We start from the raw sequence: 17668 nt of genomic DNA, 5'->3' as shown, positions 1-17668 counted from the left end.
TTCAGCAGGCAGACGGGGCAGCCCCCGCTTCTTCTTCGGCCAGCCAGGCGAGCACCGGAACCGTCCCCGGCAGCACAGGCTCGCAGCTCACTGGCAACCGCTCCCAGCGATGGCTCTGACCCTCATGCATGTGCAGGTCCCCGGACCACTCGTAGACCTTGCAGAAGTTCAGGCGGACCAGCGCGTGGGGATAGTCGACCAGTGATCGCCGCCAGGCCATGGCCGGGCCAATGGTGACGCCGATCTCCTCCTGCAGCTCCCGTCGCAAGGCCTGCTCCACGCTTTCACCAACCTCCAGCTTGCCGCCCGGGAACTCCCAATACCCAGCGTAGACCTTGCCAGGTGGTCGGGATGTCAGGAGATAGCGGCCCTCTGCATCGACGAGGATGCCGACCGCAACCTCCGTGACCGGGCGCTGCGCGCCCTCGGTGGTGCCGCCGCCATCGACCACCAGCACCGCGGTCTGCCTCATGGCTGCGAACGATGAGAGCCCGCGTAGTCGCGGGCAAACTGGTAGGCCACGCGTCCGCTGCGCGAACCGCGTTCGAGCGCCCAGACCAGGGCCTGCGGTCGCGCCGCTTCGATCTCGGCTGCAGGCACATCAAACGACGCCAGCCACTGGGCCACGATACTCAAGTACTCGTCCTGGCTGAACGGGTAGAAGCTGACCCATAGCCCGAAGCGCTCAGACAGAGAGATCTTTTCCTCCACCACCTCGCCGGGATGCACCTCGCCATCGGCGGTATGGGTGTACGTGAGGTTCTCCTTCATGTACTCCGGCAGGAGGTGCCGTCGGTTACTGGTCGCGCAGATCAGGACGTTCTGCCCTGCCGCCGACACCGAACCATCGAGGATGGATTTGAGGGCCTTGTACCCCGCCTCGCCGTCCTCGAAACTCAGGTCATCGCAGAAGACCAGGAAGCGCTCGGGTCTGTCGGCCACCACATCCACGATGTCCGGGAGGTCCACCAGATCGGCCTTGTCCACCTCGATCAGCCTCAAACCCTTCGGCGCATACTCGTTCAGGCAAGCCTTGATCAGAGACGATTTGCCGGTACCACGCGCGCCCGTCAACAACACGTTGTTGGCGGGCAAACCTTGCACGAACTGCTCGGTGTTGCGCTGGATCTTTTCCTTCTGCCCGTCGATTTCCTGCAGGTCGGACAGACGCATCTGGGCCACCTGGCGCACCGGCTCGAGGACGCCATGACCGCTGCTGCGTTTGCGGTAGCGAAATGCGATGGAGGCGTTCCAGTCGGGAGCACCCAACGGCTGGGGCAGCACCGACTCGATGCGGGAGATCAGCTGTTCGGCTCTTTGCAGGAGCCGTTCGAATTGCTCGTTCATGCCCAGCGACCTTGGGTCAGGACCGGTAGTCGGCGTTGATGGTCACGTAGTCGTGGCTGAAGTCGCAGGTCCAGACCGTCTCGGTGGCGCTTCCGCGCCCCAGCCCGATGCGCACCAGGATCTCGGCTGCCTTCATGACGCGCTGCCCGTCTTCTTCGCGGTAGTCGGGGTTGCGACCACCCGCCTTGACGACATGCACATCCCCCAGATGCAATTCAATCTTGGACGCATCTAGGTCGGCGATGCCGGCGTAACCGACGGCGGCAAGAATCCGGCCCAGGTTGGGGTCGCTGGCAAAAAAAGCTGTCTTGACCAGCGGCGAGTGGGCCACGGCGTAGGCCGCCTTCAGGCATTCGTCGCTGCTGGCCCCGCCTTCCACCCGCACCGTGATGAACTTGGTGGCGCCTTCGCCGTCGCGCACGATAGCGTGGGCCAGGAACTGGGCCACTTCTGTCATGGCCGCCAGCAGGGCCCGGCCGTCGGCGCTGGCCAGGTCGGTCACGACCGGATTGCCAGCCTTGCCCGTGGCCACCACAACAAAGGAGTCGTTGGTCGATGTGTCACCGTCCACTGTGACGCGGTTGAAGGAACCGTCGGCCAGCCGTTTGGCCAGGGCCGGCATCAAGGCGGGCGCCACCGCCGCATCGGTGGCCACATAACCCAGCATGGTCGCCATGTTCGGGCGGATCATGCCCGCCCCTTTGGCGATGCCACTCACGGTCACGGTCTGGCCCCCCACCGTCGCCTGGCGGCTGATCGCCTTGGGAAGCGTGTCGGTGGTCATGATCCCCTCGGCCGCCTTGAGCCATTGCGCACCTGTGGCACCGGCGGCACTGCCGGCATCTGACAGAGCGGCAGGCAGTCCGACGAGCAGCCGCTCCAGTGGCAGGGGCTCCATGATCACGCCGGTCGAAAAAGGCAGCACCTGCTCGTGCTGCACACCCAGGGCCAGCGCCAGTGCATTCGTGGTCTGACGGGCGTTCTGCAAACCCGGCTCACCCGTACCGGCATTGGCGTTGCCCGTGTTGATCACCATGGCCCGGATACCCAGGCCCGCAGCGAGATGGTCCCGGCACACCTGCACGGGCGCAGCCGCGTAGCGGTTCTGCGTGAACACAGCCCCGACGACACTGCCCTCATCCAGCAGAAAAACGGTCAGGTCCTTGCGGTTCGCTTTGCGAATGCCAGCTTCGGCCACGCCGATGCGAACACCCGCGACGGGCAGCAGGTCCTGGGCTTGGGGGGCAATGTAGTTCACAGCCATGGCATCAGATTCCGGTCAAAAGGGCATCAAGTCAGTGCGCCGTGGCAGTGCTTGTACTTCTTGCCGCTGCCGCAGGGGCAGGGGTCGTTGCGCCCCACACGCGGCACCTCGGCCACCGCAGTCGCGGGGTCGACAATGCTCTCGGCTTCGCCGGTTTCGGTCGGCGCGGTGTAGGTCACGTTGGCAATCTGTTCGGCGCTGGCCTCCATCTGCTCGGTGGCTTCAGAGATCTGCTCGGCCGACTGCACGCGCACGTTCATCAGGATGCGGGTCACGTCGTTCTTCACACTGTCGAGCAACTGGCCAAACAGCTGGAAGGCCTCCCTCTTGTACTCCTGCTTGGGCTGCTTCTGGGCGTAGCCCCGTAGGTGGATGCCCTGCCGCAAGTAGTCGAGTGCGGACAGGTGGTCCCGCCACTGGCTGTCGATGGTCTGCAGGAGCACCATGCGCTCGAACTGGGTGAAATTTTCATCGCCGACCAGTGCCACCTTGTCTTCGAACACTTGCTTGGCAGCCTTCTGAACACGCTCGACGATGTCGTCGACCTCGACCGACTCAGACTCTGACACCCAGCTGGCAACCGGCAGATCCACCGACCACTCTTCGCGCAGCACACGCTCGAGGCCGGGCAGATCCCATTGCTCCTCCACGCTGCCTTCGGGCACGAACTGGTGCACCAGATCCGTCATGCAACCCTCGCGCAATGCGTCGATCTGGGCCCGCAGGCTCTGTGCGTCCAGGATGTCGTTGCGCTGCTGGTAGATCACCTTGCGCTGGTCGTTCGACACATCGTCGTATTCCAGCAACTGCTTGCGGATATCGAAGTTGCGGGCCTCGACCTTGCGCTGGGCACTTTCGATGCTGCGTGTGACGATGCCGGCCTCAATGGCCTCGCCCTCTGGCATCTTCAGCCGGTCCATGATCGCCCGTACCTTCTCGCCTGCAAAGATCCGCATCAGCGAGTCGTCCAGGCTCAGGTAGAAACGGGATGAACCCGGGTCGCCCTGACGGCCCGAGCGGCCCCGCAGCTGGTTGTCGATGCGGCGGCTTTCATGGCGTTCGGTCGCGATGATGCGCAGGCCGCCGAGTGACTTCACCTTCTCGTGGTCCGACTGCCACTGATCACGAAGCGCCTGCACGCGCTGCGCCTTGCTGGCGTCGTCCAGCGACTCGTCGGCCTCAACCGCAGCGACCATCTTTTCCAGGTTGCCACCGAGCACGATGTCGGTGCCGCGGCCAGCCATGTTGGTGGCAATGGTGATGGCGCCAGGGCGCCCCGCCTGGACGATGATGTCCGCTTCTCGGGCGTGCTGCTTGGCGTTGAGCACCTCGTGCGGCAGCTTTTCGGCAGTCAGCAGACCGGAGATGATTTCCGAGTTCTCGATCGAGGACGTGCCCACCAGCACCGGCTGGCCACGCTCGTGGCACTCGCGGATGTCCTGAATCGCCGCAACGTACTTTTCCTTGGTGGTCTTGTACACGCGGTCGAGCTGATCGACGCGCTGGCTGGGGCGGTTCGGCGGGATCACCACGGTCTCCAGACCGTAAATTTCCTGGAATTCGTAGGCCTCCGTGTCGGCGGTACCGGTCATGCCCGACAGCTTGCCGTACAGACGGAAGTAGTTCTGAAAGGTGATCGAAGCCAGCGTCTGGTTCTCGGGCTGGATCGCGACGCCTTCCTTGGCCTCCACCGCCTGGTGCAGGCCGTCGCTCCAGCGGCGACCGGACATCAGCCGGCCGGTGAACTCGTCCACGATGACGATCTCGCCGTTCTGCACCACATAGTGCTGGTCACGGTGGTAGAGGTGATGAGCCTTGAGCGACGTCACCAGGTGGTGCATCAAAGCGATGTTCGCAGGGTCGTACAGCGAAGCGCCCTCTGGCAACAGACCCGCCTGGCTGAGCAGGCGCTCGGCATTTTCGTGCCCCTGTTCGGTCATGTGGATGGAGTGTGCTTTCTCGTCCACCGTGAAGTCGCCCGGCTTGATCACGCCTTCGCCGGTGCGGGGATCGGCCTCGCCTTCCTGGCGGGTCAGGTGCGGCACCAATTGCTTGATGGCGGTATAGACCGGCGTCTGATCCTCGGCCTGGCCACTGATGATCAGCGGCGTACGGGCTTCGTCGATCAGGATCGAGTCCACCTCGTCGACGATCGCAAAATTCAGTCCCCGCTGCACGCGGTCCTTGGCCTCGTGCACCATGTTGTCGCGCAAGTAGTCAAAGCCGTACTCATTGTTGGTGCCGTAGGTGATGTCGGCGCCGTACGCGGCTTGCTTTTCCTCACGCGGTGCCTGGGGCAGGTTGATGCCGACCGACAGCCCGAGAAAGTTGTAAAGCCGCCCCATCCACTGGGCATCGCGGCTCGCCAGGTAATCGTTCACGGTCACGACGTGAACGCCTTTGCCCGACAGCGCATTGAGGTAGACCGGCAGCGTGGCGGTCAGTGTCTTGCCTTCACCGGTTCGCATCTCGGCGATTTTCCCGGAGTGCAGCGCAATACCACCAACCAGTTGCACATCGAAGTGACGCATCTTCATCACGCGCTTGCTTGCCTCGCGCACCACAGCGAATGCCTCGGGAAGGATCGCATCGAGGGTGGCGCCGTCGGCCAGGCGGCGCTTGAACACCTCCGTCTGCGCTGTCAACTCGTCGTCGCTGAGCTTCTCGAATTGAGGCTCCAGACCGTTGATGCGTTCCACCGTTTTGCGGTAGGTCTTGAGCAGACGGTCGTTGCGGCTACCGAACAGTTTGGTGAGGAAATTTGTGGCCATAAGTGCGGACCGGCAGCAGGCATGGAAATGCCAGGCAGGCGAAATGATCGAACAACTCCTGCCAGCCGTATCGGCTTGCACGGGCACGCGGAAGGTGCCGGCAAACGCTGCTGTTTCAAGAGCAAAGCCGCAATTTTACCCGGCGGTTTCGGAGGCTGATCAGGGCCTTCGCGGGTTGCCTGGAACCAGTTGAGCCGCCGCGAGTGTCTCTCCTGCAGCCAGGAACCGGGATGGGTCCTGTGGTACGCCCGACACCCACACCTCGAAGTGCAGATGCGGACCCGTCGATCGCCCCGTGGAGCCCACCGCGGCGATGACCTGACCACGCTTGACGATATCCCCCTTCTTGACGAGCACCCGAGACGCATGGGCGTAGCGGGTGATCAGGTCATTGCCATGATCCACTTCTACCATGTTGCCGTAGGCAGGGTGCATGTCCTGAACCACCACCACGCCTCCTGCGGCAGCCAAGATGGGTGTTCCGGTGTCTGCGGGGAAATCCAGTCCCGTGTGCAGGGCTGAGCGCCCGGTGATGGGGTCAATTCGGAACCCAAATGGCGAGCCAATGCGGCCACCCGCTACCGGCTCTTCGGTAGGGACAAGCGTGCGCTGTATCTTCTGGTCGAACAGTCGCGACTCGATCACCGTCAGCCAATCCACGCCCGCGCCACTGACTCTGTCTAGTTGGTTCATCGCAGACATCAGCTCAGGCAGCGTGATATCCCGCCCGGACACCAGGGCTCCGCCGGATCCCGGTTGTACCTTGAGTTCTTCGGGCTTCAGCCCAGCGAGTCCGGCCACACGCTCCCCCAGCGACTCGATCTGGAGCATGCGTGCCTGCATTTCGCCGAGCTTGCGCGCCATGGCGTCCAGGTTCTCTCGCATGTACAGCTCTTTGGAGTCGACATCTCCCTGAGTCACCAGACGGGCAACCGAGTTGAAGCCGGGCCACTCCTGACGCACCCCATGCAGGAACACCCAGTGGTATGCGGCCACAGAGCCCAGCATGACCAGTATCGACAAGAGAATGCCAGAAAAGGCCAGCTTGAGGCCGCTCAAATGGAGCGCTTGGCTTTTGGCCAGCCAGGCATCCGTGATAATGATGTGCACTGTCAGACCACCTCTTTCAACGGCAGCGAAGTGTTGCCAAACCTGCCAAGCATGAGCACCGCCTACCGGTACAACAGACGCGTGTTCAGCCTCGAACAGGCTGTTGGCGAAGAACCCACATTGGCACTTCTGCAGGAGCGCATTCGCGCGTCCCGGAACTGCTTGGTAGCGGTTACGGCATTGATACCAGCACCGCTGCGTTCACAGGTTCAACCTGGCCCGCTGGCGGACGGTGAGTGGTGTTTGCTGGTCAGCAGCGCCGCCGCATCAACCAAACTTCGCCAACTCCTGCCATCCATGCGGCAGCGTCTGGCCCAAAACGGAATGGAGATTACCTCCATTCGTTTGAAAATCCAAACACCAAGACACTGAAGTCCCCGGATGGTGCCGCTTGTCTGACTCGAACAGACGACCTATCGCTTACAAGGCGAGTGCTCTACCAACTGAGCTAAAGCGGCTTCTGGATGAAAATTCTACTTGACGCGCTTGAGTTGAGGCCGACCACCACTGCGACCCGCTCCATCTGGTGGAAGCTCCGTTCCGCCGTCTTCGGATCCAACAGGCATCGGAACCGACCGGAGTAAAGACACGCGATCAGCCGCCGCCTGCTCACCAGGATCCGGCGTCATCTGCAAAGGATCCTCGGTGGCCGCTTGCAGCTCATCCGGCGGAGGAAAAGCCATGCCCTGACCGTTCTCTCGCGCGTAAATCGCGATCACATGGGTCGTCGGCACCACCACGTCTCGTGGAACGCCACCAAACCGCGCCTTGAACTCGATGAACTCATTGCCCAAGCGCAAACCATTGGTCGCGTCAAAGCTCACGTTGAGCACGATCTCGCGGTTGCGAACGTACTCCATCGGAACATTCACTGACCCATCCACACGCACGGCGATATGGGGCGAATACCCGTTGTCAGTGCACCACTCGTGCAAGGCACGTATGAGGTAGGGACGGGTCGAGGTTGATTCCATGTCGTCACGAATCATCGCTGAAGGCTCGCCTCAAGCGAGGCAGAACCTCATCACTTGCGCATGACCTTCTCGGATGGCGTCAGTGCCTCAATGTAGGCAGGACGAGAAAAAATCCGCTCGGCGTATTTCAGCAGAGGCGCAGCGTTCTTGCTCAACTCGATGCCGTAGAAATCCAGACGCCAGAGCAACGGGGCGATCGCCACATCCAGCATCGAGAAGTTGTCCCCCAGCATGAACTTGTTCTTGAGGAACACCGGCGCAAGCTGCGTCAGACGATCGCGAATGTGGGCACGTGCTTTTTCGAGCGCCTTCTCGTTGCCCTTGCTGCTCCGAGACTCGAGCACGGACACGTGGGTGAACAGCTCCTTTTCGAAGTTCAGCAGAAACAGCCGAACACGGGCGCGATCCACCGGATCGCCGGGCATCAGCTGGGGATGCGGGAATCGTTCATCAATGTATTCATTGATGATGTTCGATTCATACAGAATCAGGTCGCGCTCCACCAGGATCGGCACCTGTCCATAGGGATTCATGACACTGATGTCTTCTGGCTTGTTGTAGAGGTCCACATCGCGGATCTCGAAATCCATGCCCTTCTCGAAAAGCACGAAGCGGCAGCGGTGAGAATAGGGGCAGGTGGTGCCCGAGTACAAAACCATCATGTGGGAGTCTCCTAAGACAAAACAGTGGTTTGCTAGCCCGCGAACCCGCGGAACCGCAAACCACTGCAAATTTCATGGGTGACCCCGATACAGCTTCGGGGCCCCTGCATGCTCGATTTACTTGACGTCTTTCCAGAACGAAGCGTTCAGTCGCCAAGCCACGATGGTAAATGCCGCCAGGAAAAGAAGCACCCAGACGCCAATGCGCACCCGGCTGTTCTGTGCCGGTTCAGCCATCCACTGCAGGTAGGCCACCAGGTCACCGACGTTTTGATCGTACTGCTCTTGTGACATGGTGCCGGCCTTGCCGGGCTCCCAACTCTTGAACAGCTCGACTTGCTGACCGTGGCTCTCGTGTTTTTCGAAGACAGGCTTGCGTTCGCCCTGCAGCTCCCACAGCGGGTGTGGCATGCCGATGTTCGGGAACACCAGGTTGTTCCAGCCCGTGGGCTTGGTTTCGTCGCGGTAATAGCTGCGCAGCAGGGTGTAGATGTAGTCGGCACCAGTGCCGGCGCCGCTGGAGCGCGAGCGCGCCACCAAGGTCAGGTCGGGTGGATTGGCGCCGAACCAAGCCTTCGCCTGCTTGGGATCGATGGCCGCCTTCATCGTGTCACCGATCTTGTCGGTCGTGAAGGTCAGATTTTCGGCAATCTGCTTGTCGGTCAGGCCGATATCGCGCAGACGGTTGTAACGCATGAACGAGGCCGAATGGCAGCTCAGGCAGTAGTTGACGAACAGCTTGGCACCGTTTTGCAGCGCCGCCATGTCGTTCGTACGGGCTGGCGCCTTGTCCAGCGGAAAGCCAGAGCCAGCGGCCATGGCGACCCCGCTCAGACCGAAGGCCAGCATCAGGCCCAGAAACATCTTTTTCATGTTGGTGATTCTCCGGATCGCACTCAGTGGGGCTTGAAAGTGACGCGGCTGGGCACTTGCTTGAACTCGCCCAGGCGACTCCACCACGGCATCAGAAGGAAGAAGCCGAAGTAGAACAGCGTGCCAACCTGAGAAACACGCTCACCCACGGGGGACGGAGGCTGCACACCCAGGTATCCCAGAATGAGGAAGTTGATCACGAAGACGGTGTAGAGCCACTTGTTCCAGCTCGGGCGGTAACGTATCGACTTGACCGGGCTGTTGTCCAGCCACGGCAGGAAGAACAGGATGATCACAGCGCCACCCATGGTCACGACGCCCCAGAACTTGGCATCGATGGCCAGCATCAGCACCACGGTGACCGCAGCGGCACCCAGCACCACCAACTTGAACATCGCCGCAAGCTTGGACTTGAGCACGGCGAACAGGGCGGCAGCCAGCACGCAGGCGATCAGCGCATACATCATCTCGCTGGTGATAGCGCGCAGCATCGAGTAGAAGGGCGTGAAATACCAGACCGGCGCAATGTGCAGCGGCGTGACCAGCGGGTCCGCGGGGATGAAGTTGTTGAACTCCAGAAAGTAGCCGCCAAACTCCGGCGCGAAGAACACAATGGCCGAGAACACCATCAGGAACATCGACACACCGAAGATGTCGTGCACCGTGTAGTACGGATGGAACGGAACACCATCGGCCGGAGCGGACACCGACCAGCGATTGCCCTTGGGGCCCGCCTTGATTTCCACACCGTCGGGATTGTTGGAACCCACATCGTGGAGCGCCATCAAGTGGGCGACCACAAGGCCCAGCAGCACCAGCGGCACGGCGATCACATGGAAGCTGAAGAAGCGGTTGAGCGTGGCGTCACCGACCACATAGTCTCCACGGATCAGCAGCGCCAGATCGGGGCCCACAAACGGAATGGCAGAGAACAGGTTCACGATCACCTGCGCACCCCAGTAAGACATCTGACCCCACGGCAGCAGGTAGCCCATGAAAGCCTCAGCCATCAGCACCAGGAAGATGCCGCAGCCGAACAGCCACACCAGCTCGCGCGGCTTGCGGTAGGACCCGTAGATCAGGCCTCGGAACATGTGCAGGTACACGACCACAAAGAAGGCGGAAGCCCCCGTGGAGTGCATGTAACGGATCAGCCAGCCCCATGGCACGTCGCGCATGATGTATTCGACCGAGGCGAACGCCACCGGCACACCAGCCGCATTGAGGTTGGCGTCGGGCTTGTAGTGCATCACCAGGAAGATGCCCGTGACGATCTGGATCACCAGCACAAGCATTGCCAGCGAGCCGAAGATATACCACCAGTTGAAGTTCTTCGGCGCGTAGTACTCGGCCATGTCGCGCTTGTAGATGTAGAAGGCGGACGGGAGCCGGTTCTCGAACCAGTTCGTGACCTTCTGGACAACGGGCGCGTCGGGGGAAATTTCTTTGAATTCAGCCATGGATGCCTCTGTGGGGTCGTGTTGCCTGCTGAGCGCAGGTCAGGCCTTTTTCTCTTCGCCGATCAACAGCGTGGTGTCGGACGTGTAGTAGTGCGGAGGCACTTCAAGGTTGTCCGGTGCCGGCTTGTTCTTGAACACGCGCCCCGCAAGGTCGAACGTCGAGCCGTGGCAGGCACAGAGGAAACCACCCACCCAGTCATCGGGCAGCGAGGGCTGAGGGCCAGGCGTGAACTTGTCGCCAGGCGAACATCCCAGGTGCGTGCAGATACCCACACCGACGAAGACCTCCGGCTTGATTGAACGGTGGCGGTTCTTGGCGTATTCAGGCGTCGGGTAGGCCTTGCGTTCAGAAGTCGGGTCGGCCAGCTGAGGCTCGACCTTCTCGAGAGCCGCCAGTTGCTCGGGACTGCGACGCATGATCCACACAGGCTTGCCGCGCCATTCGACCACGCGCTTCTCACCTGGCTGCAAGGTGGAGATGTCCACTTCGACCGCAGCACCCGCAGCCTTTGCGCGCTCGGACGGCTGAAAACTGCTGACAAAGGGGACGGCGACGGCGGCTGCTCCCACGCCACCCATGGCGGCGGAGGTGATCAGCCAGGTACGGCGGCTGTTGTCCACAGACGCAGCGACGGTTGCTTCACTCATGGGGATCTTTCAAGGAAGTTCAAGACGTGGCCCACTAGGGTCAACCCTGCATTGTACCGGAGCGTTACAAGCCGATTTTTCACTGGTCCAGACACGACAAGTCAACCACCTTGCGAGCATCGGGCCTCACTGCCGCCGTCAGCAAAAGGTAATACAAATGTGTTCTGTGCGAGAATTATTTTTCTTGGTCCAAGGGGCCATCGTTTTGTGGAACGACCATTGAAGGAGTTCATCGAATGGCCATGTTGCAAGAGTTCAAAGAATTCGCCCTCAAAGGCAACGTCATGGATCTGGCTGTAGGCGTGATCATTGGTGGCGCCTTCGGAAAGATCGTGGACTCGATCGTGGGCGACCTGATCATGCCCATCGTCAGCAAGGTTTTCGGGGGCCTTGACTTCTCCAACTACTACATTGCCCTGGCGGGCCAGGCCGCAGGCCTTCCGCTGGCAGAGGCAAAAAAAGCGGGGGCGGTGCTCGCCTACGGCAACTTCATCACCATCGCGCTGAACTTCGTGATTCTGGCGTTCATCATTTTCATGATGGTCAAGCAGATGAACCGCATGCGCAAAGAGGCGCCTCCGGCGGCACCGGCCCCGACGCCGGAAGAAGTGGTTCTGCTGAGGGAAATCAGGGACAGCCTGCGCAAGTGAGCCAGCAGCCCAACCCGGGGCGGCCGACGACCCGAACCCAAGACATCCGCAGCCGTTAGGACGGGCTCAAACGGCTCATCTCGATGGCCGCATCCACCGCCTCCAGCAGGCTTGCGGCACTCGCCCGTCCGGTACCGGCCAAATCGAAGGCGGTGCCATGGTCGGGGCTGGTACGAACCATGGGCAAGCCCAGGGTGGTGTTGACACCATGCTCCAGGCCCAGAAGCTTGACCGGAATCAGCCCTTGGTCGTGGTACATCGCCACCACCACATCGAACTCACCTTGGCGAGCCCTCATGAACACGGTGTCGGGCGCGTGCGGGCCGCTGACCTTCAATCCATCGGCACGGGCACGATCCACAGCCGGCTGCAGGATCTCGATTTCTTCCCGACCGAACAGGCCGCCCTCGCCGGCATGAGGATTCAATCCCGCAACGGCGATGCGAACATCTGGCATACCGCAGCGGCGATAGTGCGCTGCCGTGATGCGGATGGTGTCCATCACGCGTTCGGTGGTGACAGCCTCAAGCGCCTGCCGCAACGACATATGGATGCTCACCAGCACGGTGGCCAGCCCAGGCGCACTGAGCATCATGCGCACCGGCATCTCGCTCACAGGCACACCCGCGTGTTCGGCCGCCAGGGCTTGAAGGAACTCTGTGTGCCCCGGGTGCGGCAACCCTGCGACGGCCAGAGACTCCTTGTGCACAGGTGCGGTGACCAATGCCCTCGCCTGACCCGTCAACACCCACCGTGCGGCAGCAGCAATGCTGTCAGCTGCGGCACGGCCGGCTTCGGCGCTGATTCGACCCCATTGCACCAAGGCGCCCGGCGCACAGGTCTGTATCAGTGCAAGCCCCTGGCGAGAAGCATGAGCCCATTCCCCGGGGCCACCGAGCACCACCACGTCCAGCGGCGCCCCCCCACACTGCGGCCGGACCACATCCGCTGCGCGCCGCAGGGTGGCCTCGTCACCGGCCACCACCACCTGCCCCCGGAGATCGGGGCGTTCCAGAAGGGCACGAACCACGATCTCGGGCCCGATCCCAGCGGGGTCTCCCATGGTGATCACAAGCGGGCGGTGACGCCCGGGACTCTCGAAAACAGGAGTGGTCACAGTGTTACGCGGGGTTGGGAATGTCGATGAACTGATGCTCAATGCCGAGCAGCTCCGCCACGTGACCAGCCACCGCTGGCGCGCCGTAGCGCTCCGACGCGTGGTGACCACAGGCGATATAGGCCACACCAGCCTCCCGCGCGTAGTGCGTCTGGGGCTCGGATATCTCCCCCGTGATAAACACGTCGGCGCCAGCAGCGATGGCCGCCTCGAAATAGCCTTGGGCACCGCCCGTGCAGATCGCCACGCGCTCCACACGGCGCCCCGGATCGCCGACCAGCAGCGCGGCGCGTCCCAAGGCACTCTCGATGTCCTTGAGCAGTTCGGCAGCCGGCGCTGGCGCGCGCAACCCCAGGAAACCCAGCGACTGGTCGCCAAAGCGCCCTTCCCCTGCATCCAGCACGCGCACACCGATTCGGCGTGCCAGCTGCGCGTTGTTGCCCAGCTCGGCATGTGCATCCAGCGGCAGGTGATACGCCAGCAGGTTGATGTCGTGCGACAGCAGGCGCGCCAGACGCTGCTTCATCCAGCCCGTCACCCGCCCGTCCTGACCACGCCAGAACAGTCCATGGTGCACGAACAGGGCATCTGCACTGGCGTCGATGGCTGCATCGATGAACGCCAGGCTGGCGGTCACCCCGCTGACCAGCTTGCGCACCCGCACCCGGCCCTCCACCTGAAGACCGTTGGGTCCGTAGTCCTTGAAAAGCGCAGGTTGCAGGAGGCGGTCGCAGGCTGCGAGCAGTTCGTCGCGCGAGACGCCTTGACCGGGAGATGTATCGGGTGGCATGGAGGCAGTGATATCAGAACCGGCCGCCAGGGACATCCTGGCGACCGTGTCCTATTCTGTCATCGCCCACCCGGGGACGCTGCCGCGACAGGCGCTGCTCAGCCGCGCTTGCGCTCGGCCCGCTCGGACTCCACCATCTTGCGGTTGAAGAACCGGTAGAACCAGATCGCCATGCCGATCATGAAAGCGATGCCTGCGATACTGAAAAGACCATAGTCGGTGGAAAAAAGATCTGCAATGGCTTTCATCGTGTGCTCCAGTCCTCTGTGACAACAGACGGCCATTGCATCCCCAAGCCACGCCATACGCATTGATCTGCATCAATCGGCTTGAACCGGCGAGCCACGTGGTCATATACGTGACAATGTCAGCAGGGATGCCGCGAAACGCTCCCGAGCGCCCGTTCCTTTTGCACCCGTTCACCATGAAACGCATCTGGCTCCTCTTTGCCCAAACCGTCACTGTTGCGGTGGCTGTCCTTTTTGTCGTGGGCACGCTCAAACCCCACTGGCTGGACCGACGCAATGTGCTGCCTGCGGTGGTGCCGGTGATTGAATCGCCCGGAACTCTCTCTGGCGAACCGTCGCCCAACAGCTTCAGGGAAGCGGCCAAGCGGGCCTCCCCTGCGGTCGTGAGCATCAACACCAGCAAGGCCCCCGATCAGGCGCAGATGGCCGACCCCTGGTTCCGATTCTTCTTTGGAGAGCAGGGACAGGGACAACCTCAGGCCGGACTGGGCTCCGGAGTGATCGTGAGCGAAGCGGGTTACATCCTCACCAACAACCACGTGATCGAAGAAGCAGACCAGATTGAGGTGGTGCTCAACGATGGCCGGCGAAGCACCGCCCAGGTCATCGGCACCGACCCGGAAACCGATCTGGCCATCCTGAAGATCAATCTCGGTGGCCTGCCCGTGATCACCCTGGGCAATTCCGAGGCGCTGTTCATCGGCGACCAGGTGCTGGCCATCGGCAACCCCTTCGGGGTCGGTCAGACCGTGACGAGCGGCATCGTCAGTGCCCTGGGACGCACCCAGCTGGGCATCAACACGTTCGAGAACTTCATCCAGACCGATGCAGCCATCAACCCGGGCAATTCGGGCGGTGCGCTGGTGGATATCCACGGACACCTGATGGGCATCAATACCGCGATCTATTCGCGTTCGGGCGGGTCGATGGGCATCGGTTTTGCCATCCCCACCTCCACCGCGCGCAGCGTGATGGACGCCATCGTGCGCGATGGCAAGGTCACCCGGGGCTGGATCGGTGTGGAGCCGCAGGATTTGACCCCTGAGTTGGCCGAGAGCTTCTCGATCCCCTCGGGCACGGGTGTCATCATCACTGGCGTGCTGCAGAACGGGCCGGCCGCCCAGGCTGGCATCCGTCCTGGCGATGTGGTGACCCAGGTGGGAGACAAACCGGTCAGCAACGTGTCCCAGTTGCTGTCTGCCGTGGCGGCTCTCGCGCCGGGCGAACCCTCCAGCCTGGAGATCGTGAGGAAGGACGGAAAACAGCGCATCCAGATCACGCCGGGCAAGCGCAACCTGCCCAGGCCCCAGCCCAACCGCTGATCAGGACGCCGCGCTGTCCTTCACGGATTCCTCGGGGGCCTTGGTATTGCGCACAAACCACTGCGAGCCCCAGATGCCCAGCTCGTACAGCAGGCACATGGGCACCGCCAGTGCGAGCTGTGAAATCACGTCCGGCGGGGTCACGACGGCGGCGATCACGAACGCCACCACGATGAAGTAACCCCGGAACTCCTTCAGCTGCTTGACGCTGACCATGTTCATCTTCACCAGCAGCACCACCACGATCGGCACCTGGAACGCCAGGCCAAAAGCAAGATAGAGCGACAGGATGGCTTCCACATACGAGGCAATGTCGGGGGTCGCTGCCACGCTTTGGGGGGTGAACTGCTGGATGAAGCCAAACATCTTGTCCAGCACGAAGAACTGGACAAAAGCGATGCCCACGTACGCAAGCAAGCTGCCCAGGATGATCAGCGGAACCGCAAAACGCTTTTCATGGCTGTAAAGCCCCGGCGCCACAAACGCCCAGATCTGGTACATCCACCAGGGCAGCGAGAGCAGCAATGCTCCCATGGCCAACACCTTGAGCGGCACAAAGAACGGCGAAAACACCCCCACGGCGATCAGCTTGGCATCGGGAGGCATGTGCGCCCGGATGGGCACCGCAATCAGATCAATCAGTCCGCTGGGCCCGGGCCAGATGGCCAGCAGCGCCATGCAGACCCCCAGACCAGCAATGCCATAGAGCAGCCGGTCGCGCAGCTCCATGAGGTGCTGGACAAACGGCTGCTCTGAACCGGCGAGCTCGTCGGTGGATTTGTCAGGATCGGACATCAGCGAGAAGCGGAAGAGGGGCGCGGGCGGAATCGGGCCACGCGGGCCGCACCGGACTGGGCACGCGTGCGCACGCCCGTGCGGGCCTTGTACCACTGGGGCATCGCTTTCTGCTTGATGCGCCAGTTCTTCCGGGGGTGTTTGTAAGACGGGAAACCATCGGTCCCGAGCCGAGAAAGCGCCTCCGAGGTGTCGGAGGAAAACGCCGATCCATCCAGACCCGAGGTGGCTTCGGACCACGACTTCTCGAAATCGCTGGCACCGGAGGCGACCGACGACTCCACGTCGCGCGCCGCCGTCTCCACCGACTCTTTCATTTTCTTGAGCTCTTCAAGCTCCATGGAGCGGCTGACCTCAGCCTTCACGTCGGCCACGTAGCGCTGGGCCTTGCCCAACAGGGTCCCGACCGTCCGAGCCACGCGCGGAAGCTTCTCGGGGCCGATGACAACGAGCGCCACAGCGCCAATCAGCGCAAGCTTGGAGATACCGAGATCAATCATGGACCGGTGTGCGGCAGGACGTCATAAGTGGTTGGCGCCGCAGTGAGCATGCGCCAGCTTGAGTCAGCTTTTTTGCTTGGCTTCAACGTCGATGGTGGTCTTTTCGCTCCGAGCGTCCTGGCCCACCTGAGCGGCCGGTGTTGCATCGGCGGCCTGGCCACCGTCCTTCATACCGTCCTTGAAACCTTTGACGGCGCCACCGAGGTCGGAGCCGATGTTCTTCAGTTTTTTGGTGCCGAACACCATCACCACGATCAGCAGCACGATCAGCCAATGCCAAATCGAGAATGAGCCCATGAGTATCTCCAAAACGTTGTGTGAAAGCGCGACCGGCGCCAATACTGGGATTCTACGACCGCGGATTTGGTTCAGCCGCGCGCCCAGGGACGAGGACCGCCCATCACGTGCCAGTGCAGGTGCTGAACCTCCTGGCCACCTTCGATGCCGGTGTTGCACACCATACGAAAGCCACCTTCGGGATACGGATTGCAGCCCTGTTCCAGTGCCAGCTTCGGCGCCAGCACCATCAAACGCCCCATCCAGCCCTCGTCGGCGGGCGCCAACTGCGCCATGGAGGCAATGTGCCGCTTGGGAATCAGCAGGAAATGCACCGGCGCCCAGGGATGGATGTCGTGAAACGCGTACAGCTCCTCATCCTCATACACCTTCCGGGACGGGATCTGGCCAGCAACGATCTTGCAGAAAATGCAATCGGGGTCTTGATGACTCATGGAGTTTCGGGCAGCGTCAGGAAGGCATGGCCTGGCTGGCATTCATGCGCACCATGCCCCGGACAATGCGGTAGAGGAACCAGATGGAAATGATGGCCCAGGCGATCATGCCCGGCAGCAACAACAGCAGCCACAGAGGCCAGGTGACGACATACAGGATGCCGGCCCAGATCACGGAGCGGATGCGCCAGGAGAAATGACTGGCCTGCCAGGTACCTTCGGCGTCGCCCTTTTTCACCAGATCAATGATCAGTGCCACCAGCAGGATGCCGACGCCCACCTGCGCGCCCGGCAACACCGCCGCTACCGCCACGATCAGGTGCAGCAGATAGCTGATCCAGCCGACCGTCTTGAGGGATTCTGCCTTTTCGCTGTCCACCGCCTTGACGTCGATGATGTCGCTCAT

At 62.0% G+C, this 17668-nt stretch carries 21 protein-coding genes and 1 tRNA gene; 3 read left to right on the top strand and 19 right to left on the bottom strand.

Going from position 1 to position 17668, the window contains the following annotated elements; all coding sequences use genetic code 11:
* Window position 1: 1 nt before the first annotated feature.
* The 5 genes from BC358_RS17350 to BC358_RS17330 all read right to left on the bottom strand — a co-directional run bounded on the left by BC358_RS17350 (window position 2) and on the right by BC358_RS17330 (window position 6492).
* Window positions 2-472 carry an NUDIX domain-containing protein gene (locus BC358_RS17350; protein ID WP_079366782.1) on the bottom strand — a complete coding sequence of 157 codons (471 nt, stop codon included), beginning with the start codon at window positions 470-472 and terminating at the stop codon, window positions 2-4.
* Window positions 469-1347 carry an ATP-binding protein gene (locus tag BC358_RS17345; protein WP_079366781.1) on the bottom strand — a complete coding sequence of 293 codons (879 nt, stop codon included), beginning with the start codon at window positions 1345-1347 and terminating at the stop codon, window positions 469-471. Before BC358_RS17345 ends, BC358_RS17350 begins: the two co-directional genes overlap by 4 nt.
* Window positions 1348-1363: 16 nt before the next feature.
* Window positions 1364-2611, bottom strand: coding sequence for a bifunctional glutamate N-acetyltransferase/amino-acid acetyltransferase ArgJ (gene argJ / locus BC358_RS17340; RefSeq protein WP_066152924.1), 1248 nt, complete (start codon window positions 2609-2611; stop codon window positions 1364-1366).
* 26 nt (window positions 2612-2637) lie between these two features.
* The gene (secA, locus tag BC358_RS17335) at window positions 2638-5382 is read right to left on the bottom strand and encodes a preprotein translocase subunit SecA (RefSeq protein WP_079366780.1); all 2745 of its coding nucleotides are present in this window, start codon (window positions 5380-5382) and stop codon (window positions 2638-2640) included.
* Between the two features lie 159 nt (window positions 5383-5541).
* Entirely contained in the window at window positions 5542-6492 is a 951-nt protein-coding gene (locus BC358_RS17330; RefSeq protein ID WP_079366779.1) for a M23 family metallopeptidase, read from the bottom strand.
* Window positions 6493-6543: 51 nt separating this feature from the next.
* On the opposite strand from BC358_RS17330, the gene BC358_RS17325 reads away from it, so the two are divergent.
* Complete coding sequence (locus BC358_RS17325; RefSeq protein WP_079366778.1) at window positions 6544-6864, top strand: DciA family protein; 321 nt, start codon at window positions 6544-6546, stop codon at window positions 6862-6864.
* A 10-nt stretch (window positions 6865-6874) separates the two neighbouring features.
* On the opposite strand, the gene BC358_RS17320 is transcribed toward BC358_RS17325, so the two are convergent.
* The 6 genes from BC358_RS17320 to petA all read right to left on the bottom strand — a co-directional run bounded on the left by BC358_RS17320 (window position 6875) and on the right by petA (window position 11109).
* Window positions 6875-6950: transfer RNA gene (locus BC358_RS17320), tRNA-Thr, on the bottom strand.
* 15 nt (window positions 6951-6965) lie between these two features.
* Complete coding sequence (locus tag BC358_RS17315) at window positions 6966-7481, bottom strand: ClpXP protease specificity-enhancing factor (RefSeq protein WP_179130098.1); 516 nt, start codon at window positions 7479-7481, stop codon at window positions 6966-6968.
* A 35-nt stretch (window positions 7482-7516) separates the two neighbouring features.
* Window positions 7517-8128 (bottom strand): glutathione S-transferase N-terminal domain-containing protein, encoded by a 612-nt coding sequence (locus BC358_RS17310; protein WP_066152914.1) that lies wholly within the window; start codon window positions 8126-8128, stop codon window positions 7517-7519.
* Window positions 8129-8245: 117 nt separating this feature from the next.
* The gene (locus BC358_RS17305) at window positions 8246-9001 is read right to left on the bottom strand and encodes a cytochrome c1 (protein WP_066152911.1); all 756 of its coding nucleotides are present in this window, start codon (window positions 8999-9001) and stop codon (window positions 8246-8248) included.
* A gap of 23 nt (window positions 9002-9024) precedes the next feature.
* The gene (locus BC358_RS17300; protein ID WP_079366777.1) at window positions 9025-10461 is read right to left on the bottom strand and encodes a cytochrome bc complex cytochrome b subunit; all 1437 of its coding nucleotides are present in this window, start codon (window positions 10459-10461) and stop codon (window positions 9025-9027) included.
* Between the two features lie 39 nt (window positions 10462-10500).
* Window positions 10501-11109, bottom strand: a complete 609-nt coding sequence (gene petA / locus BC358_RS17295; RefSeq protein WP_066152901.1) for a ubiquinol-cytochrome c reductase iron-sulfur subunit — start codon at window positions 11107-11109, stop codon at window positions 10501-10503.
* A 236-nt stretch (window positions 11110-11345) separates the two neighbouring features.
* On the opposite strand from petA, the gene mscL reads away from it, so the two are divergent.
* Window positions 11346-11759, top strand: coding sequence for a large conductance mechanosensitive channel protein MscL (gene mscL, locus BC358_RS17290; RefSeq protein WP_066152898.1), 414 nt, complete (start codon window positions 11346-11348; stop codon window positions 11757-11759).
* A gap of 55 nt (window positions 11760-11814) precedes the next feature.
* On the opposite strand, the gene pdxA is transcribed toward mscL, so the two are convergent.
* The 3 genes from pdxA to BC358_RS17275 all read right to left on the bottom strand — a co-directional run bounded on the left by pdxA (window position 11815) and on the right by BC358_RS17275 (window position 13914).
* Window positions 11815-12876, bottom strand: a complete 1062-nt coding sequence (gene pdxA / locus BC358_RS17285; protein WP_256861567.1) for a 4-hydroxythreonine-4-phosphate dehydrogenase PdxA — start codon at window positions 12874-12876, stop codon at window positions 11815-11817.
* 4 nt (window positions 12877-12880) lie between these two features.
* Window positions 12881-13666 (bottom strand): Nif3-like dinuclear metal center hexameric protein, encoded by a 786-nt coding sequence (locus tag BC358_RS17280; protein WP_079366846.1) that lies wholly within the window; start codon window positions 13664-13666, stop codon window positions 12881-12883.
* Window positions 13667-13764: 98 nt separating this feature from the next.
* On the bottom strand, window positions 13765-13914 hold the full coding sequence (locus BC358_RS17275; protein WP_079366775.1) for a DUF3149 domain-containing protein: 150 nt from the start codon (window positions 13912-13914) through the stop codon (window positions 13765-13767).
* A gap of 176 nt (window positions 13915-14090) precedes the next feature.
* On the opposite strand from BC358_RS17275, the gene BC358_RS17270 reads away from it, so the two are divergent.
* A complete protein-coding gene (locus tag BC358_RS17270; protein ID WP_079366774.1) occupies window positions 14091-15236 on the top strand; it encodes a trypsin-like peptidase domain-containing protein in 1146 nt (381 codons plus the stop codon).
* Here the strand turns inward: BC358_RS17270 and tatC are convergent, their stop codons facing one another.
* The 5 genes from tatC to BC358_RS17245 all read right to left on the bottom strand — a co-directional run bounded on the left by tatC (window position 15237) and on the right by BC358_RS17245 (window position 17668).
* Window positions 15237-16031 (bottom strand): twin-arginine translocase subunit TatC, encoded by a 795-nt coding sequence (tatC, locus tag BC358_RS17265; protein WP_066152889.1) that lies wholly within the window; start codon window positions 16029-16031, stop codon window positions 15237-15239.
* Window positions 16031-16531 (bottom strand): Sec-independent protein translocase protein TatB, encoded by a 501-nt coding sequence (gene tatB / locus BC358_RS17260; RefSeq protein ID WP_066152886.1) that lies wholly within the window; start codon window positions 16529-16531, stop codon window positions 16031-16033. Before tatB ends, tatC begins: the two co-directional genes overlap by 1 nt.
* 63 nt (window positions 16532-16594) lie before the next feature.
* Window positions 16595-16828: a Sec-independent protein translocase subunit TatA gene (gene tatA, locus BC358_RS17255; protein ID WP_066152883.1), complete on the bottom strand. Its 234-nt coding sequence runs from the start codon at window positions 16826-16828 to the stop codon at window positions 16595-16597.
* A gap of 71 nt (window positions 16829-16899) precedes the next feature.
* Entirely contained in the window at window positions 16900-17262 is a 363-nt protein-coding gene (locus BC358_RS17250; protein ID WP_079366773.1) for a histidine triad nucleotide-binding protein, read from the bottom strand.
* Between the two features lie 16 nt (window positions 17263-17278).
* Window positions 17279-17668, bottom strand: coding sequence for a hypothetical protein (locus tag BC358_RS17245; RefSeq protein WP_066152873.1), 390 nt, complete (start codon window positions 17666-17668; stop codon window positions 17279-17281).

The organism is Hydrogenophaga sp. H7, assembly GCF_002025745.1.
GTDB classification, from domain to species: domain Bacteria; phylum Pseudomonadota; class Gammaproteobacteria; order Burkholderiales; family Burkholderiaceae_C; genus Hydrogenophaga; species Hydrogenophaga pseudoflava.
Note: the sequence above shows the minus strand (reverse complement) of the source record. Positions and strands in the feature narration are given on the sequence as shown.

Excerpts from the sequence above, each read along its gene's own strand:
- BC358_RS17300 (WP_079366777.1), bottom strand. The coding sequence starts at position 10,461 with ATGGCTGAATTCAAAGAAATTTCCCCCGACGCGCCCGTTGTCCAGAAG.
- BC358_RS17325 (WP_079366778.1), top strand. The coding sequence starts at position 6,544 with ATGAGCACCGCCTACCGGTACAACAGACGCGTGTTCAGCCTCGAACAG.
- BC358_RS17315 (WP_179130098.1), bottom strand. The coding sequence starts at position 7,481 with ATGATTCGTGACGACATGGAATCAACCTCGACCCGTCCCTACCTCATA.
- mscL (WP_066152898.1), top strand. The coding sequence starts at position 11,346 with ATGGCCATGTTGCAAGAGTTCAAAGAATTCGCCCTCAAAGGCAACGTC.
- BC358_RS17305 (WP_066152911.1), bottom strand. The coding sequence starts at position 9,001 with ATGAAAAAGATGTTTCTGGGCCTGATGCTGGCCTTCGGTCTGAGCGGG.
- BC358_RS17270 (WP_079366774.1), top strand. The coding sequence starts at position 14,091 with ATGAAACGCATCTGGCTCCTCTTTGCCCAAACCGTCACTGTTGCGGTG.
- petA (WP_066152901.1), bottom strand. The coding sequence starts at position 11,109 with ATGAGTGAAGCAACCGTCGCTGCGTCTGTGGACAACAGCCGCCGTACC.
- BC358_RS17275 (WP_079366775.1), bottom strand. The coding sequence starts at position 13,914 with ATGAAAGCCATTGCAGATCTTTTTTCCACCGACTATGGTCTTTTCAGT.
- argJ (WP_066152924.1), bottom strand. The coding sequence starts at position 2,611 with ATGGCTGTGAACTACATTGCCCCCCAAGCCCAGGACCTGCTGCCCGTC.
- secA (WP_079366780.1), bottom strand. The coding sequence starts at position 5,382 with ATGGCCACAAATTTCCTCACCAAACTGTTCGGTAGCCGCAACGACCGT.
- BC358_RS17280 (WP_079366846.1), bottom strand. The coding sequence starts at position 13,666 with ATGCCACCCGATACATCTCCCGGTCAAGGCGTCTCGCGCGACGAACTG.
- BC358_RS17250 (WP_079366773.1), bottom strand. The coding sequence starts at position 17,262 with ATGAGTCATCAAGACCCCGATTGCATTTTCTGCAAGATCGTTGCTGGC.
- tatC (WP_066152889.1), bottom strand. The coding sequence starts at position 16,031 with ATGTCCGATCCTGACAAATCCACCGACGAGCTCGCCGGTTCAGAGCAG.
- tatB (WP_066152886.1), bottom strand. The coding sequence starts at position 16,531 with ATGATTGATCTCGGTATCTCCAAGCTTGCGCTGATTGGCGCTGTGGCG.
- BC358_RS17310 (WP_066152914.1), bottom strand. The coding sequence starts at position 8,128 with ATGATGGTTTTGTACTCGGGCACCACCTGCCCCTATTCTCACCGCTGC.
- BC358_RS17350 (WP_079366782.1), bottom strand. The coding sequence starts at position 472 with ATGAGGCAGACCGCGGTGCTGGTGGTCGATGGCGGCGGCACCACCGAG.
- BC358_RS17245 (WP_066152873.1), bottom strand. The coding sequence starts at position 17,668 with ATGAGCGACATCATCGACGTCAAGGCGGTGGACAGCGAAAAGGCAGAA.
- BC358_RS17345 (WP_079366781.1), bottom strand. The coding sequence starts at position 1,347 with ATGAACGAGCAATTCGAACGGCTCCTGCAAAGAGCCGAACAGCTGATC.
- tatA (WP_066152883.1), bottom strand. The coding sequence starts at position 16,828 with ATGGGCTCATTCTCGATTTGGCATTGGCTGATCGTGCTGCTGATCGTG.